20 protein-coding genes, 1 tRNA gene and 1 riboswitch are annotated in these 16,123 nt (G+C 45.1%); of the genes, 7 read left to right on the forward strand and 14 right to left on the reverse strand.

The features are described from left to right. Positions 1 to 22: 22 nt before the first annotated feature. From WSWS_RS04240 to alr, 7 genes are read right to left on the reverse strand one after another with little or no spacing between them, the layout of a single operon-like run. Entirely contained in the window at positions 23 to 1,126 is a 1,104-nt protein-coding gene (locus WSWS_RS04240) for an aspartate-semialdehyde dehydrogenase (RefSeq protein ID WP_070230116.1), read from the reverse strand. A gap of 23 nt (positions 1,127 to 1,149) precedes the next feature. Next, the gene (dapB, locus tag WSWS_RS04245; protein WP_070230117.1) at positions 1,150 to 1,890 is read right to left on the reverse strand and encodes a 4-hydroxy-tetrahydrodipicolinate reductase; all 741 of its coding nucleotides are present in this window, start codon (positions 1,888 to 1,890) and stop codon (positions 1,150 to 1,152) included. Then, positions 1,890 to 2,762: a 4-hydroxy-tetrahydrodipicolinate synthase gene (gene dapA, locus WSWS_RS04250; protein ID WP_070230118.1), complete on the reverse strand. Its 873-nt coding sequence runs from the start codon at positions 2,760 to 2,762 to the stop codon at positions 1,890 to 1,892. Before dapA ends, dapB begins: the two co-directional genes overlap by 1 nt. Position 2,763: 1 nt before the next feature. Then, positions 2,764 to 3,915 (reverse strand): N-acetyldiaminopimelate deacetylase, encoded by a 1,152-nt coding sequence (locus WSWS_RS04255; protein ID WP_070230119.1) that lies wholly within the window; start codon positions 3,913 to 3,915, stop codon positions 2,764 to 2,766. A gap of 10 nt (positions 3,916 to 3,925) precedes the next feature. Next, positions 3,926 to 4,633 (reverse strand): 2,3,4,5-tetrahydropyridine-2,6-dicarboxylate N-acetyltransferase, encoded by a 708-nt coding sequence (gene dapD, locus WSWS_RS04260; RefSeq protein WP_070230120.1) that lies wholly within the window; start codon positions 4,631 to 4,633, stop codon positions 3,926 to 3,928. 27 nt (positions 4,634 to 4,660) lie between these two features. Beyond that, positions 4,661 to 5,947 (reverse strand): diaminopimelate decarboxylase, encoded by a 1,287-nt coding sequence (lysA, locus tag WSWS_RS04265; protein ID WP_070230121.1) that lies wholly within the window; start codon positions 5,945 to 5,947, stop codon positions 4,661 to 4,663. A 17-nt stretch (positions 5,948 to 5,964) separates the two neighbouring features. Next, positions 5,965 to 7,077 (reverse strand): alanine racemase, encoded by a 1,113-nt coding sequence (gene alr / locus WSWS_RS04270; protein WP_070230122.1) that lies wholly within the window; start codon positions 7,075 to 7,077, stop codon positions 5,965 to 5,967. Positions 7,078 to 7,200: 123 nt separating this feature from the next. Further along, positions 7,201 to 7,375: riboswitch (Lysine riboswitch) on the reverse strand. Between the two features lie 106 nt (positions 7,376 to 7,481). Here alr and WSWS_RS04275 point away from each other — a divergent pair. The 4 genes from WSWS_RS04275 to WSWS_RS04290 all read left to right on the forward strand — a co-directional run bounded on the left by WSWS_RS04275 (position 7,482) and on the right by WSWS_RS04290 (position 10,943). Continuing rightward, complete coding sequence (locus WSWS_RS04275) at positions 7,482 to 8,837, forward strand: aspartate kinase (protein ID WP_070230123.1); 1,356 nt, start codon at positions 7,482 to 7,484, stop codon at positions 8,835 to 8,837. Between the two features lie 314 nt (positions 8,838 to 9,151). Further along, complete coding sequence (locus tag WSWS_RS04280) at positions 9,152 to 10,096, forward strand: NADP-dependent oxidoreductase (RefSeq protein ID WP_070230124.1); 945 nt, start codon at positions 9,152 to 9,154, stop codon at positions 10,094 to 10,096. Between the two features lie 70 nt (positions 10,097 to 10,166). Continuing rightward, positions 10,167 to 10,535 carry a TIGR02328 family protein gene (locus WSWS_RS04285; RefSeq protein ID WP_070230125.1) on the forward strand — a complete coding sequence of 123 codons (369 nt, stop codon included), beginning with the start codon at positions 10,167 to 10,169 and terminating at the stop codon, positions 10,533 to 10,535. Between the two features lie 66 nt (positions 10,536 to 10,601). After that, positions 10,602 to 10,943: a heavy metal-binding domain-containing protein gene (locus tag WSWS_RS04290; RefSeq protein ID WP_070230126.1), complete on the forward strand. Its 342-nt coding sequence runs from the start codon at positions 10,602 to 10,604 to the stop codon at positions 10,941 to 10,943. Between the two features lie 168 nt (positions 10,944 to 11,111). Here the strand turns inward: WSWS_RS04290 and WSWS_RS04295 are convergent, their stop codons facing one another. Next, positions 11,112 to 11,270, reverse strand: coding sequence for an LbetaH domain-containing protein (locus tag WSWS_RS04295; protein WP_418382523.1), 159 nt, complete (start codon positions 11,268 to 11,270; stop codon positions 11,112 to 11,114). A gap of 104 nt (positions 11,271 to 11,374) precedes the next feature. Here WSWS_RS04295 and WSWS_RS08165 point away from each other — a divergent pair, with 104 nt between their 5' ends. Further along, complete coding sequence (locus tag WSWS_RS08165) at positions 11,375 to 11,515, forward strand: hypothetical protein (RefSeq protein WP_164699431.1); 141 nt, start codon at positions 11,375 to 11,377, stop codon at positions 11,513 to 11,515. 327 nt (positions 11,516 to 11,842) lie between these two features. On the opposite strand, the gene WSWS_RS04300 is transcribed toward WSWS_RS08165, so the two are convergent. The 6 genes from WSWS_RS04300 to WSWS_RS04325 form a co-directional block, all read right to left on the reverse strand. After that, positions 11,843 to 12,094, reverse strand: a complete 252-nt coding sequence (locus WSWS_RS04300; protein ID WP_070230127.1) for a hypothetical protein — start codon at positions 12,092 to 12,094, stop codon at positions 11,843 to 11,845. 14 nt (positions 12,095 to 12,108) lie between these two features. After that, positions 12,109 to 12,561: a hypothetical protein gene (locus WSWS_RS04305; RefSeq protein ID WP_114981111.1), complete on the reverse strand. Its 453-nt coding sequence runs from the start codon at positions 12,559 to 12,561 to the stop codon at positions 12,109 to 12,111. 233 nt (positions 12,562 to 12,794) lie between these two features. Further along, positions 12,795 to 12,878: transfer RNA gene (locus WSWS_RS04310), tRNA-Leu, on the reverse strand. A 60-nt stretch (positions 12,879 to 12,938) separates the two neighbouring features. Then, positions 12,939 to 13,676, reverse strand: a complete 738-nt coding sequence (locus WSWS_RS04315) for a CPBP family intramembrane glutamic endopeptidase (RefSeq protein ID WP_070230128.1) — start codon at positions 13,674 to 13,676, stop codon at positions 12,939 to 12,941. Next, the gene (locus WSWS_RS04320) at positions 13,669 to 13,878 is read right to left on the reverse strand and encodes a hypothetical protein (RefSeq protein WP_070230129.1); all 210 of its coding nucleotides are present in this window, start codon (positions 13,876 to 13,878) and stop codon (positions 13,669 to 13,671) included. Before WSWS_RS04320 ends, WSWS_RS04315 begins: the two co-directional genes overlap by 8 nt. Further along, entirely contained in the window at positions 13,875 to 14,723 is an 849-nt protein-coding gene (locus WSWS_RS04325) for a Cof-type HAD-IIB family hydrolase (RefSeq protein WP_070230130.1), read from the reverse strand. Before WSWS_RS04325 ends, WSWS_RS04320 begins: the two co-directional genes overlap by 4 nt. Positions 14,724 to 14,844: 121 nt before the next feature. Here WSWS_RS04325 and mscL point away from each other — a divergent pair, with 121 nt between their 5' ends. Continuing rightward, on the forward strand, positions 14,845 to 15,246 hold the full coding sequence (gene mscL, locus WSWS_RS04330; protein WP_070230131.1) for a large conductance mechanosensitive channel protein MscL: 402 nt from the start codon (positions 14,845 to 14,847) through the stop codon (positions 15,244 to 15,246). A gap of 229 nt (positions 15,247 to 15,475) precedes the next feature. Continuing rightward, positions 15,476 to 16,120, forward strand: a complete 645-nt coding sequence (locus WSWS_RS04335) for a deoxynucleoside kinase (RefSeq protein WP_070230132.1) — start codon at positions 15,476 to 15,478, stop codon at positions 16,118 to 16,120. Positions 16,121 to 16,123: the final 3 nt, after the last annotated feature.

Here is a 16,123-nt window from a genome sequence, read left to right on the forward strand (position 1 = left end):
TTTATCTATAAATTTTTATAAATTATTCGGCTTTTGGGCCAGGAATCGTGACATTCGCTGGTACATGTACCAAATCCAGCGCAACTAAGCGTTCAGCGATTTGTACCGTGTTCCAAGCTGCACCCTTAAGCAAGTTATCGGCGACCACCCACATATGGAAAGAACCGTCATTTTCTACGTCACGGCGGATGCGGCCCACAAAGGTTTCCCGCTTCCCCTCAGCATTGAGTGGTTGTGGATATAGTTGGTTGGCTGGATCATCTTGCAAGACGACCCCATCTGCTGTTGATAACACTTGCCGAATGCCGGCAACGTTCGCCTTTTCAGCATCGCTCACCTCAAAGTAGATTGACTCGCCGTGGCCGATACCGATTGGTACCCGTACCGCCGTTCCCGTCACCTTGATGTCCTTGGAGAACTTATCACCCAACATAATCTTCTTCGTTTCACGAATCATCTTCCATTCTTCATGCGTGTAATCTTCTTCTTCAAACACATCAATTTGTGGCAACAAGTTGAAGGCCAATGGGTAATGGTGTTGCGCCCCTTTGACTGGCAAGATATCAGCGGTCATCGTTTCACCAGCCAAATGTTGCGTAGCCTCCGCATTTAGTTCATTCCAGGCTGTTTGGCCAGCCCCCGAAGCCGCTTGATAGGTTGACACAATGATTTGATTAAGCCCATATGCTTGGCGCACTGGTTCCAAGGCCACCACCATCTGAATGGTCGAGCAGTTTGGGTTGGCGATAATGCCATGGTGCTCGTAAAGGGCTTGTTCATTCACTTCAGGGACGACCAAAGGGACATCGTCATGCATCCGCCAAAATGAGGAGTTATCGACGACGACGGCCCCCCGCTTAACCGCTTCGGGTGCCAAGGCCGCTGAAACAGAACCGCCAGCTGAAGCCAATACGAGGTCAATGCCTTCAAAAGATGCTGGTTGCGCTTCTTCGATCACGATGGCTTGCTCGCGAAAAGTGCGCGTTTGGCCAGCCGAGCGCGCTGAAGCCAACAACTTCAGTGACTTGACTGGAATGGTTGATTGGCTCAATTGCTCGATCAAGCGTGTGCCAACCGCCCCCGTGGCGCCAAGAATGGCCACATTATATCCTGCTGCTTCTGTCATATTCATTCTTCTTTCTATGTCTACTACAAAACTTTATCTAAGCCAACCGCTAACCCTGACACGGTAACTACGTTTTGCACTGCTAATACCACGCCATTCATGAAGGATTCCCGTGAAAATGAGGTCTGCTTAATCCGTAAACTCTCACCAATCCCACTGAAAACCACTTCCTCTTCGGCCACGAAACCCGGTAAACGCATGGCATGCACTGGAATGCCTTCAATCAAGTCACCCCGCGCTGCTAAATCAGTCACCGGTGCTTGGGCGGTTGCAGTCCGGGCAGCCGCAATCAAACTTGCCGTGGTTTTCGCCGTGCCAGATGGCGCATCTAGTTTACCAGGATGATGAATTTCCAAAATCTCAGCGTCCGGAAAATATTTTGCAGCCTGTTGGGCAAACTGCATCAACAACACGGCTGATAAAGCAAAATTTGGTACAACCAGGACATGGCGCTCATGCGTTGTCGCCAGTGTGGTTAACTCTGCTAAGTCCGCCTCTGCGATGCCACTCGTACCAATCACCACGTCCATCCCCTGCGCTAAGGCAAACTTCGCATTTTCGGCAACCGTGGCGGGGGTTGTCACATCCAACCACACATCTGCCGCCACATTAACGTCAGCCAAATTGGTAAAGACGGGCAACGCACTGGCATGCGCGTGGCCACTAACAATTCCGACAATTTCGATATCTGGTGTTGCAGCAAGCTTTTCTTGAATGGCCAACCCCATCTTGCCAAAGCCACCGGCTAGTATTACTCGTTGCATTAGTCACGCCCCAATCGTTGTAAAATATCTGCCGTTTCCGCTTCATCAAGTGGTAAAATCGGCAAGCGCGTTGTGTTAGCCACCAAACCATCTAAGGCCAGCACGGCCTTGACCGGTGCTGGAGATGGATAGGCAAACAAAGCGTTCATCCGTGGTGTCAACCACCGTTGTAAACGGCCAGCCTCTTGGATATCACCTGCTGCCAATGCTTGATAGAGGGCCGTAATTTCAGGGCTGTACAGATGTGCAGCCACTGAAATGGTCCCCGTGGCACCGATCGCCTTGACTGCTAATGTTTGTGCATCCTCACCTGAGTAGACATAAAAGTCGGCTGGTGCATGTTCGACCAGATAAGCAATATCATCAATGGTGGTGACTTGCTTCACCGCATTAATATTAGGGTGTTGCGCTAAGGTGATCACTGACTCATTCGTCAACCCAACAGCAGAACGGCCGGGGATGTTATACAACATCACTGGGACAGTGGCGGCATCAGCGATGGCGCTAAAGTGCGCAATCATCCCCTTTTGACTGGGCTTACTATAATATGGGGTCACGGCCAACAGCGCATCAACCCCACTAATAGCACTGACTTCCGCAGCCAAAGCAACTGAATTAGCTGTGTTGTTGTCCCCGACATTGGCAATAACCGGGCCACGATCACCGACGAAGGCCGCGAAATGTGCATATAATGCCAACTTTTCAGCATGGGTCAACGTTGGTGACTCACCAGTGGTCCCACCAATCACAAAGCCTTGCGTACCTTCTGCCAGTAACTTGTCCGTTAAGGCATCCAGTGCCGGATAATCAATCGTATCTTCCGTGGTAAACGGCGTGATAATTGCCGTAATCAATTCAATATCGTTATACATGTTATTGCTCCATTCGATAATTCAAAAAGCCAACCATCGCATCTACCCCAGCCGCTAAAGCCCCTTCATTGGGACTCATTTTGGCATGATGTAGGGGATGGTCTGGATCACCAACGCCTAACCAAAACATCACCCCAGGAAATTGCTGTAGTAAGAAGCCAAAGTCCTCACCCGTCATCGCTGGCGCAATATCTGCAAAAGCGACCGTGGGATCTGCTTGAAAGTAATCAATCATGAGTTGCGCCAATGTCGCATCGTTTTCGACGGGCATATACCCACCTTGAATCAGTTCCAAATCAACCTGCACGCCATACATCGTGCCAATGGCCTCAGCAATTGTGCGGACACGCTGTTGCATGTTTACCAAATTCGTTTGTGTAAAGGCGCGAATCGTGCCATCTAGATGGGCCGTTTCCGCAATAATATTACCGGCGGTACCTGCTTGGAAGGTCCCCAGTGTCACCACGCCTCCTTGAACAGGATCGACATTGCGCGACACCACTGTTTGTACCTGACTGACAAACGCTGCGCCGGCGACGATGGCATCATTGCTATCTTGTGGGAAGGCTGCATGGCCACCCTTTCCGGTAAAGGTCACATGAATTTCAGTAGTCCCCGCAAACAAGGTCCCCGGCCGAGTCGCAATTTGACCAGTCGGTAACTGTGGATTGTCATGTAGCCCGTAGAATTCATCTGGGCGCCATTCACCACTAAAGACCCCTAAATCGTAGACATGTTTACCCCCAAAGTCAGCTTCCTCAGCCGGTTGGAAAAAGAAAATTAAATTGTCTTTCGGTTGTTGTTCGGCAAAGTATGCTAGAATCCCCAGCCCAACAGTCATATGAATATCATGACCACATGCATGCATGACCCCGGCATGCCGGGAACTAAAGGGTAAGCCCGTAGCCTCTTCAATCGGCAACGCATCCATGTCCGCCCTGTAACCGATCGTGCGGGTAGGGTGGGTTCCCTGCAGGCGTACCAAAATTGCAGTGGGCACTTCTGGCACAGTTCGAATAGTTAACCAATCTTGATTCAATTGGCTAATTTCATTTAACAAGTACCGGTGTGTTTCATATTCTTGTAACGCTAATTCGGGCATGGCATGGAGTGCACGACGCACCCGAATTAGTTCTTCAGTTGTCCATACCATGCAGATGCTCCTAATCTAGTGTGCGCAAGGCATCGATCAAAGCCGTCTTAGCTTCCGTCTTAGCATCAATTTCCTTGATGACCCGGGCAGGTACTCCAGCCACCACAGTATGTGCTGGCACATCTTTGGTCACAATCGCACCAGCCGCAACTACGGCACCCTCGCCAACATGGACACCCTCGATGACCACCGCATTGGCACCAACTAAGACGTTATCTTCAATAATCACCGGTGTGGCTGACGCTGGCTCAACGACACCAGCTAGGACGGCGCCGGCACCAATATGACTATGCTTACCGACGATGGCACGACCACCCAAAACGGCCCCCATATCGATCATGGTCCCTGCGCCAACTTCCGCCCCGATATTGATGATAGCACCCATCATAATCACCGCATTATCACCGATGCGGACTTGTTCACGGATCACAGCGCCTGGTTCAATGCGGGCCTTGATATCATCGTAGTCCAACAAGGGTACCCCTGAATTACGGGCCAAGATTTCAAGATGGCTTTGCGTAATCGCTGGACTTGCTAATAACGGCCGAATGACTGCCAAATCACCAAAAAGCACGCCCGTTGACACTTCTAGAAATGCCTCCACGCCATCAGGAATTTCCAAACCAGTTAATTCACCAGCAATGTACACCTTAACCGGCGTTTTCTTGGGTGCGGTTGCAATATAGTTAATGATTGATTGTGCATCTAGTTCTGCCATGTTATTTCTCCACTTTCTTCTATAATATTAAATGTAATGCCGGTCCAAGCGCAGGATGTCGGAATAAGTTTGACGCGCAACCACTTCCTTGGCCTCGCCATCTTCCACGAAGACAACGGCTGGAATCGGGTTACGATTGTAATTTGAAGCCATTGAGTAACCATAGGCACCCGTTGAAAGAACAGCTAGGACATCCCCGGGCTTTGTCTTAGGCAAGGCTTGTTGCCAGACCAAAACATCCCCCGATTCACAGTACTTACCCGCAACCCGCACGACCTGTTCCGTTGGCGCGTCTAGTTGATCAACCAACACCGCCTCATAATTGGCCTGGTACATTGCTGGTCGAATATTATCACCCATGCCCCCATCAACGGCCAAATACGAACGAATGCCAGGTACATCCTTGCGTGAGCCAATCGTGTACAAGGTCGTCCCAGCCTCACCAACGATTGAGCGGCCAGGTTCAATCCAAATGGCCGGCATCGGCATGCCATAGGCACCCGTCTTTTCCCGAATCTTAGCGATGATGGCCGTGACAAATTCACTAGCCGGCTTAGGGTGATCTTCGTCGGTATAGCGAATACCAAAGCCACCACCGGTATTAATCACTTCAGGATCAAAGCCCCAATCATGGACGATAGCCACTAATTTTTCAGCAGCAGCTTCAAACCCCGTGACATCAAAAATTTGTGAGCCGATGTGAGCATGCACACCCAGCACATGCAATGACGCGGTCCCGCTGGCGATATGGTAAGCTTCTTCAGCTTGACCGCTGTCGACATCAAAGCCAAATTTTGAATCAGTCTGACCAGTTTGAATAAATTCATGGGTATGGGCTTCAATACCTGGTGTGATACGCAGCAAAATATTTTGCACGATACCCCGTTCAGCAGCCAATTCAGATAACATGTTCAATTCATAAAGGTTATCTACGATAATTGTCCCTAGACCATTGTCTAAGGCCATGATTAATTCAGCTTCCGACTTGTTATTACCATTAAATGACACATGGGCCATTGGATAGTTCGCATTCAAAGCCGTGGCAATTTCACCGCCGGAAACAACATCCAGATGAATCCCTTCCTGGGCGGCAATTTCGTACATCGCCGTTGTCGCAAAGGCCTTGGAAGCAAAACTCACCACGTAATCAATCTGTTCTTCATCAAACACTTGCTGGAAGGCGCGCATCGACTGTCGAATTTTCGTCACGTCATAGACGTAGAGCGGTGTTTGAAATTCAGCTGCCAATGCATTCGCCGTGATCCCACCGATGCTCAATTCGCCTTCTTCACTTACTTCATAAGGGGTTGTCATATCTGTTCTCCTTCTAACTAATCAACGAGTTCACGCTTGATACGTTCTTGTAATGAGGTGGTTACCACCCACGGTGCCAAGCCCGCATGGTCACTAAAATCTTCAAGGGTGTTTTCTAACCCACCGTTTTTACCAATAAATGTGACCTTAGTGCCAACGGGAACCTCTTCTGGTAGTGAGACCATGAGTTGATCCATGGCAATCTGGCCGACGATGCGTGCCCGCTGACCATTGATGATGACCCCGAAATCTTGTAGGTTCCGTGATAAGCCATCCCCATAACCAATTGGGACTGTGCCAATCCACTCACCAGCATGGGTTGTATACGTATGCGAGTATGAGACGCCGACACCGGCTGGCATTTGCTTGACATAGACTAACGCACTTTCGAGTCCAAGGACTGGTTCCAGATAATTGGCTGGTCGCACTTGCCCCCGGGATGGTTCAACGCCATAGACCACGGTGCCAACGCGCACCACATCCGTAGGAATTTCATCGGCGTGATACATGGCGGCCCCTGAATTCGCGATATGCACCATAGGAGGTAATTCAATCCCCGCGGTCAACCGTTCCCAATTAGCCAATTGATAATGAAAATAATCATTGTTAAGGGAATCAGATTCTGCAAAGTGTGTCATAATCGCTTGGTAAACGAAATAATCAGGTGCGCCTTTAATGTAATCAATCAATTCATGTAACGCTTCTTGCGACCGGACACCAATGCGGGTCATGCCCGTATCCACTGCGACGTTGATCAGGAGGCGCGTCCGGCCGTCCATCACCGCCTGTGCTTGTTCAAGCCAAGCCAGATCACTCACGGTTGCCATAATATTATTCTCTGCCATGACTTGCGCATACTTTGGATCAACGATGCCCATAATCAAGATTGGCATGGCGATTCCCGCTTCACGTAAGGCCAACGCCTCTTCCAAAATGGCCACGCCAATTCCGTCTACTCCAGCGCGTTCTGCTGCCTGGCCCATTTCCAAGAGGCCATAGCCATACGCATTGGCCTTCAGAGCGAGAAAAATCATACGCGCACCTGTCGCCTGTCGTACTTCATTAACGTTATGGGTGACTGCGTGCTGCGAAATTGTAATTTTTGTTGGTCTTGAATATCCGACTACCATGTGTTTGCCCCATTCATTATTTTTTGTTTGAAGAAGCACGTGCACGCTCAGGGTACAAAAAAACGTCCATGAGTGTGCACTGCCGCACAGCCTCATGAACGCATAAAAAATCGTTAACGTGGACCATCCGATAGCACTCCGCTGGGTTACAGCGACAGTCCGTTAACTATTCATTAACGGCCCAATTAATTTGCTGCCACACAAATCAATTTCGGCAAAATCCCCTTTCACTTCATTTCAACACCATTGGCATGGTTCCATGAACTTACTCTTGTCTTTCGCGACCTCTATCAAACATTAAGTTGTAATGAGAATAACACGCATTAAAATGAGTGTCAATCTTGACATTTTAATTTTCTTACTCTTAAATAGACTTCAATACATTCCCAAAAGGACTTAAGCACATGAAAGTTATTAAATTTGGGGGAACTTCACTAGCTGATGGCCCCCAATTAGAGAAAGTTATCGCCATCATTGATGCTGATGCAACCCGCCAAGTAGTGACTGTATCAGCTCCCGGCAAGCGTTTTTCCGGCGACACCAAAGTCACTGATCTATTGTTGCAATACGCGCAAGCTGCCATCAACGGCGATGATACGCAAGCCATCGTGGCTGAAATTGCAGCGCGTTATCAAGCAATTGCGACCTATTTCCACGTCGATAGTACTGCCATCATGCCCAAAATTATTGAGCAATTACAGCATTTGGCCAAACAGCACTACCCTTCGTTTGATTACCTCTACGCCGCTTTTGCTGGGCACGGTGAACTATTGAATGCCCAACTAATCGCATTTATTTTACAGGCAACTGGCCATAATGCTCGTTTTGTATCACCCAAAGAACTTGGTATGCAGACAACGGGTGCCCCCCGTGCCGCCACGCTAGCTGAAATCAGTTACCAAAAAATGGCTTGGTTTACACTGGCCAGTGATGAAATCATCGTGGTCCCCGGCTTCTTTGCCTACGACGAACATGGTTACATGAATACCTTTAAACGTGGTGGTTCAGACATTACGGGGGCCATTTTGGCACGTGGGTTGAAGGCTACTGTCTACGAAAATTTCACAGACGTGTCTTCAATCTATGCTGTCAGTCCAAAAATCGTGGCCAATCCTGCCCCCATCGCGAAAATGACGTATCGTGAAATGCGTGAACTGGCCTACGCGGGTTTTGCCGTTTTCAGCGATGAGGCAATTGTCCCGGTTATTAAGGCGGGCATCCCAATCAACGTCCGTAACACCAACGAACCAGCAGCACCGGGCACCCTCATTGTGCCCGAAAATGAAATTGCGACGACCCACGCCATTACGGGGATTGCCAGCGACGATCGGTTTGCAACGTTGTATCTACACCGCTACTTGCTCAATAAGGAAATTGGCTTCACCCGACGCCTGTTAGATATCTTGTATCGACATGGCATCTCATATGAGCATATGCCGACCGGAATTGATGATTTATCGATTATTTTCGATAAGTCACTCACTTCACGTGCCCAATTTGAAGCCATGATTGCTGACATTCGCACAGAAATCCAGCCCGATATTTTAGAATGGCATACCGATTACGCCTTGATCATGGTCGTTGGTGAGGGGATGCAAGAAATGCACGGTGCCGTCGCTAACATCATCGAACCGCTCACTGAAGCTGGCATCAATATTTCGATGGTCAACCAAGGAGCTTCACGGATTAGCGTGATGCTTGGTTTGCCTGCTGATCAAGTGGATGCCGCCGTGAAAGTAATTTATGAACAAGTTTACTAACCTCTAACACGAAATCAACAAAAACCCCTGATCGCGCCGCCTATTTTGCAGTGCGATCAGGGGTTTTTGTTCGCATTATCATCAAACTAACACCGCTTAATTATGTTTGACAGCATCCTTAATTAAGCTTTATTTTCCCCCTTATCTTTGTTTTCTTTAAAAAAGACAGTCAGGCTGCTCAAACATATAAAACTAAACTACAATATAGATAACAGTTGATCCCGCAATTTATAACCGACGGACAACAAATTTTATACAAATAACAAGACATTGATTGTGGTGACACAATGTTCATAAGAAAAGGAATAAGCGTAATGAAAGCTGCTATCATTAAAAATTTTGGAGACAAAACAGAGCTACAGGTTGTATCAGATTATCCAGCACCATCGATCAATGATGATCAAGTCCTCGTGGCTATCTCTGCGACGAGTGTCAATCCGATCGACTACAAAGCCCGGCAAGGATTGCTTAGTGGTAGGTTTCAATGGCAATTTCCAGTGGTCCTTGGTTGGGACGTTGCAGGAGAAATCATCGCAATAGGAAAAAATGTCACCGATTTTTCAATTGGTCAACGTGTCTTTGCTCGTCCTGCAAATGATGTGACTGGTCGCTTCGGATCTTACGCCGAATTCATGGCCGTTGATACCAACCAATTGGCTAAGATACCTGATAATTTAACAGATTCTGAAGCCGCCGCCGTTCCTTTAGCTGGTGAGACCGCCCTCCAAATGTTACGGGCATTACAAATTGGCCCGGGTAAAAAGGTCTTAATTCAGGCTGGTGCTGGTGGTGTTGGTATTTTTGCTATCCAACTAGCAAAATTAATGGGAGCGCAAGTCGCCACCACTGTCAGTGGATCCAATATTGCCTTAGTGCAACAATTGGGTGCTGATATTGCTATTGATTATCATAAGCATGCCATCCAAGATACCCTATCAGACTATGATGCTGTCTTAGATACGATTGGTGATATCGATGGTGGTATGGATATTTTATCGTCGGGTGGGCGCTTAATTACTATTTCTGCCAGTCTTTCACCGGAACAAACCCAACGGGCACAAAATGAAGCTAAAATAATTGCCACTGGCTGGCTACAACCAAACGGTCAAGACCTACAACAATTGGCAGATTATATCGCAAATGATCAGTTAAAAATAATCATTGATTCACAATACCCGCTGACCACTAGTGGCATTCAAGCAGCCCATGCGCGCATCGAATCACATCACGCACGCGGAAAAATTATTATCAATTTGTAAAAAGTGCGCTAACAAATTCCCTTTTTTCAAGATCATCTGACCAAACAAGGTTACAAGGAAGGCCCATAAAATGCGATTATGGCACGAGAAATTAATTAAGCAACTACCCCGCCAACAACTCTTAGGGCAACATCGCGAATGTTGCGCTCTTCGTGGTGGTGGCTGGGGTAAAAAACACGCAACTGTCGACTATGTTTTTAAATATTCACCATACAAACTATTTCAATACCATGAATTAGTGATGCAAGAAATGCTTGCTCGGGGCTATGTTCCTAACCAAAATTGGTTTAATCCACTCTACCGCGGCACCAAAACACCAGCCTACTCTACGTTAGCTATCGTCGCGCTAACCACACCGATTTATCCTGAGCATAATGATGATTATTATGCTGAATGTATCGACAATCTCTTGGGCAAAGGCATTGAACTTACTAAATAAGTCATTTTTTAATGCGTATTTTACGTGCAGATGGGACTCACGTTAAAAGCTATAAGGGGCGTAATCATGCAAGAAATTTTAATCACTACGACTGAAAATGTTGCCGGCTATCATGTGACAGAGACTTATGGCGAAGTATTTGGCCTGACAACGCGGTCGCGTAATGTTTTTTCAACTATTGGGCAGTCCTTTAAAACGATTGTTGGTGGGGAAATCAAAGGATATACTAAATTACAACATGCTGCCCGTGATACTGCTATCAGACGTTTAAAGGATGAAGCGCGGGCATTGGGTGCTAATGCTGTTATCATGATGCGTTTTGATTCATCATCAGCAAGTATCGGTGACTCGGTCACAGCTTATGGTACAGCTGTCCGCATCGAAAAAACAACGTTTAAGCATCCTTGAGATATTAGATTAAGAGCCAAGCAGCTGTTGCTACTTGGCTCTTTTCTTTTTATAAAAATACCAGATACAGGACAACAGTGACAAGTTCCTGCATGTTGATCTACTTCAACCCGTTTTTATATCTTTTAAGCTCTAAGTTTTGTCCAATTTGCCCATCTAGGAGTTGGATTACAACACTTTATAATGATCTTTCATGTCAGGTGTAATTTCTTTTTGTACTTTACATGGAACCCCAAAGGCTACCACATTGTCAGGTATATCCTTGGTAACGACGCTACCCGCTGCGATAACAGTGTTATCCCCAATCCTGACACCAGGCACAATCACCGTCCCTGCCCCAATCCAACAATTTTCACCAATATGAATGGGTAAATTATATTGTTGTTTCTCTTTGCGTAATTTTGCATCAACGACGGCGAGATTTAGAAATTATGATTCGTGAACTGGCCGATCAAGTGGCCACACGGATTCGTCGTCAAAATTATCTTGCCGGAACCTTAATCCTTTACGCTGGTAATATGATTGGCTCATTATTGGCGATGAAAAGATGGCTTACGCGGACATCCTTTTGATAAGTCTAAATAATTAAAAAAAGCCGACTTTTTGCGTATAAACACAGTGCGAATATGTAGTACTGCTGTCAAATTGCTAATTTGTACGATTTAGGTGACCTTTGAACGAAACAAAGAATAGCACCAAGTCCCCAAAAAAGTTCCCCAGAATGTTAAAGTCAAATCATCGCACTTATTCGGTTACGTCATCAAAAAAGGCCATGGTTAAATACCAAGGCCTTTTGCGCAAATTCTTTTTGATATTTACTATCGCAGAAAAGTTTACCGTACTTCTAACATAGAAAGAACACTCACAGAATGCCATTCCAATATTAATAACTAATCCAATCAACGAGTCTTTTGCTCTAATTCATCAATTTCTTCCGATAACTTTAGAATTTCATTTGTTCGCGAAGACCGTCCCCAGAAGAACCCAACCGCGAAAAGACCAACAATGCTGATAAACGTCGTAATGATTTGATGTTGAGCTGGTGCAGAATCAAACATGTCTAACACCATCCAACCAACTGGTCCACCTAGCACAATTACCGCAAAGATATATGGAAGATTTGTATTCACATAAACACTTTTATTTTTCATTAAAAATACCTTCTTTACGCAAAGACGTAATTATCATTTTTACCATCCAGACGATCGAGTGCTTCTGCTAGCACTGAACCAATGCTGTATCCTGAAATTGTTGAAGCAATATCTAGCGCCGTGCTTACCCAAGATGCTGCTGATATTCCCAACATTGCTTTAATTTTGCCGTATACAGCCCTGTTAATATTTGCGCGATGCGCTTTAATATATTTCAAAACTGCACTGGTGCTTTTTGCTGAAAATCCTACACCAGCCGCAATTGTCGCAATATCAATCGCTTTACCAACGTTCACAACTTTATTATACCAGTGCTTCCCCAATTTGACCCAATTAGGGTCAGCAATAATAGGGAAGAAGTTGTTTTCATCAAAATCAATCACTTGTGTAATAGTGTTACCGTTAATAACATAATGTGTTGGAACTGATTGGCCTTTTGAATCTTTTGCCCATGCGGCTTTAATCATATCAACCGGAATACATATGTTTAAAATAATTACGTGACTTTCATATGTCACGTTATCAGAAAAAGTCACTCAATTTATTGGAAAATTTGTAGCAAATGGTAGTAAAAATGATGGTAAATCATGGTATTTAGTAGTAAAAATTACGACTTTCAAAACAAAGAAAATCCCTGTCATACCAAGGGTTTAGACTGGTATAACAGGGTTCCTACGGAAATATGAAAATTGTATCTGAATGCCGCCGACAGGAATCGAACCTGCACGGGATTGCTCCCACACCGACCTGAACGGTGCGCGTCTGCCAGTTCCGCCACGGCGGCAACAACATCTATTAATATATCATTTTTAGATGCATTCGTCTATTAATTTTAGCTTCAAAGTTACTTGAATAACAGCAAGCCTAAAATCAATAATGTTGCCACAGTATTGTTGATAAAGTGTGTGATCATGGCATACTGAATCTGCTTGGTTTTTTTATAAACAATGGCCAAGGCCATCCCCATCAGACTATATTGGATAAAAGCAAACCACTGGAATTCCTGGAACACCACGTGGAAATACCCAAATAGCACACCTGATAAGAGGATGTTAGCCCACCAATTACGCTGCGTAAAAAAGAAATTAATCACAACACCCCGGAAAATCAATTCTTCGAGGATGGGGGCCACAAAGACGGCCAATAGAATCACAAAGATGGCCCCAGAAAAGCCACTTTTAACTAAACTTTCTAGCTCAGCTTGGTTACTCGAGGTGATTGTTTTGCCCATGATCAGCGTTTGTAGAATACCTGTCAGTAAACTACCTAACAAAATGAGCCCATAACCGCGCAGACTCCACTGCAACCGACGGCCATCAAGTTTATGAAACCCGATGCGTGGATTTTCTTTACGCAACAGCTTCATGAACAAACTGACTGCTAACCAGGTAACTAACAGCGTGACACCAATTTCAAGACTCAATACAATTGGTGAGTTAGCCGTCACATGCAGCCATTTCTGTGGTAAGACAATGGCGAATTGGCCGGAAAACTGAATGACTAAGTCCAAAACCAAGCCAATGATTAGTAAGATGATGCCAGTGAACCACTTGGTATCAAATTGCTTAGTTATATTATTCATCAACATCCTCATCTTCTTTTGAGTCTGGTCGCAAATAGATGGTCAAAAGCGTCATCCCGATGGAGGCCAAAACAAATAAGCCAATAAATGCCACAATCGTCAACCAAGTCGGCCAATTAAAAAACTGCGACACGAAGGCCAAGATCACAAAAATGACAATGATCCCCACGCTCGCACTTATTGACATCGCTCGTGCAATCATGCCTGGTCAGCTCCTTCATGTAACACATACGTATTTAATAATTCAGCAACCGCCCCTTCATTATTGGTACGCTCTAATACCAGGTCAGCCACTGCTTTAACCGCTGGGATACCATTAGCAACTGAAACCCCTAGACCGACAGCCTCTAACATCTTGATATCGTTAGAATTATCACCGATTGCCATGATTTCGTCACGGGCAATACCTAATTTTTCCCCTAGTAGTAGCGCGGCGTTACCCTTATCGACACCCTTTGGATTAAATTCTACATAGCGCCCTGATGAGTATGTTGCCTCGACGGCCGTGTCACCGACTGCTGCCAAGACAGCATCATGAATGGCATGTTGGACATCAGTATCAGGATGTTCAAAAATCACTTTCATCAGGGGCGCTTGCGTCTGCAAGAACGCCAAATCAGTCGTCTCAACGATTTCATATGAAACCCCTCGTTCATGCATATAACGCTCATCAGATGGTGAAATATTATAGATAAACAAGGTATCAACGGTATAAATGTGCACGTCAACTTGGTCATTCACCAAACCAGCATCAAATACTTTTTGCGCTAAGGTTAAGTCCATCGCGCGGGCCAATAACACTTGATTGTCTTTGTTCTCAACAATGGCCCCACCATTGTATGAAATCACAAATTGCCCAGCTTGATCACGCAACCCCAATGTCGTCAACAGATCTTGCACTGAAGTATATGAACGCCCTGTGTTTGGTACGAACTTAAATCCATGTGCCACCGCCTCACGGATTGCCTTAACATTGGCTTCATGAATGGTCCCATCATTGTTCAATAAGGTTTCATCTAAATCAGAAACCAGCATCTTATACGTCATTTTGTTGCCCCCATTTACTCTATTATCTAATATTTTATCAAATTTAACGTTTTTTCGATATGAATTCACCGCAAATAATATATAATAGCTTTATCACAGAAAGCATAAGGGAGTATTTATTATGAAAAAGTTTATTTCAGAATTCCGTGATTTTATCGTCCGTGGTAACGTTATGGACCTTGCCGTTGCATTTATTATGGGTGCTGCATTCACAACTGTTGTGAAATCAGTTGTTGATGACTTGATGATGCCATTGATTGGTATCGTGACCAAGTCTGTTTCTTTTGCTAACATTGTTTGGCAAGTCGGATCTGCACAAATCAAAATTGGATCATTCATCTCAACTTTGATTACATTCATCTTCACATCACTAGCCGTGTTCGTGATGATCAAGGGGATCAATGCTGCACAAAACCTGCGTAAGAAGTCTGATAAAGAAGAAGAAGCTGAAGTGGTTGCTGAAACAGAATTGTCTGTCTTGTTGGAAATCCGTGATACATTGGCTAAGAACGAAGCAAAGTAATTGCGCTCTAAATTCTCACTATGTTGCTAAATTTTAGTAACATATTTGTATTATTTTTCTAAACGCTGATAAACCGGTATTCCCGGCATATCAGCGTTTTTTTTCGTTTGTCAACCCGTTGTTTTTCATAAAATATTCCGCTAAGATAGATATCAGCTTGTTGTTATCTAACATACTGTTAGATACACACTCAATTCTAAGATCCAAATCTAACGGAAGAAGGACGACCATGGTGATTATCACAGCCGGAATGATTGGAGTTGGTAAGACGACTCTAACAGATTTAATTGCAAAACATTTAGGAACTAAAGCCTTCTTTGAGCCAGTCGGGGAAAACCCTGTATTACCCCTGTACTACGCTGACCCAAAGCAATACGGTTTTCTTTTACAAATTTATTTCTTAAATAAGCGTTTTGCGATGATCAAAAAAGCACTCGCTGATGACAATAACGTTTTAGATCGTTCAATTTATGAAGATGCCCTATTTACGCAAGAAAATCATCGCGAAGGTAACATCTCAGATGCTGAATTAGATGTTTATATGACATTACTAAACAACATGATGGCTGAATTAGAAGCAACTGATAAGAAGCGTCCTGATTTAATGGTCTTTGCTGATGCTGATTTTGATACGATTCTCTACCGAATCAAAAAGCGTGGCCGTGATTATGAACAATTCGATGACAACGATGAGTTACGGACATACTACTTTAAGATGTGGTCAGCATACAAGCAATGGTTCAACGCTTACGATGCTTCTCCTAAAATGCGCATTGACTTGCAAGAATACGATTTGGAAGATCCTGAAAATCAAGCGAAGGTGCTTGCATTAATTGATGAGCAAATCGCGCGCTTAGATGCACAAAGTAACTAAATC

It is taken from the genome of Weissella soli (assembly GCF_001761545.1).
Classification (GTDB): domain Bacteria; phylum Bacillota; class Bacilli; order Lactobacillales; family Lactobacillaceae; genus Weissella; species Weissella soli.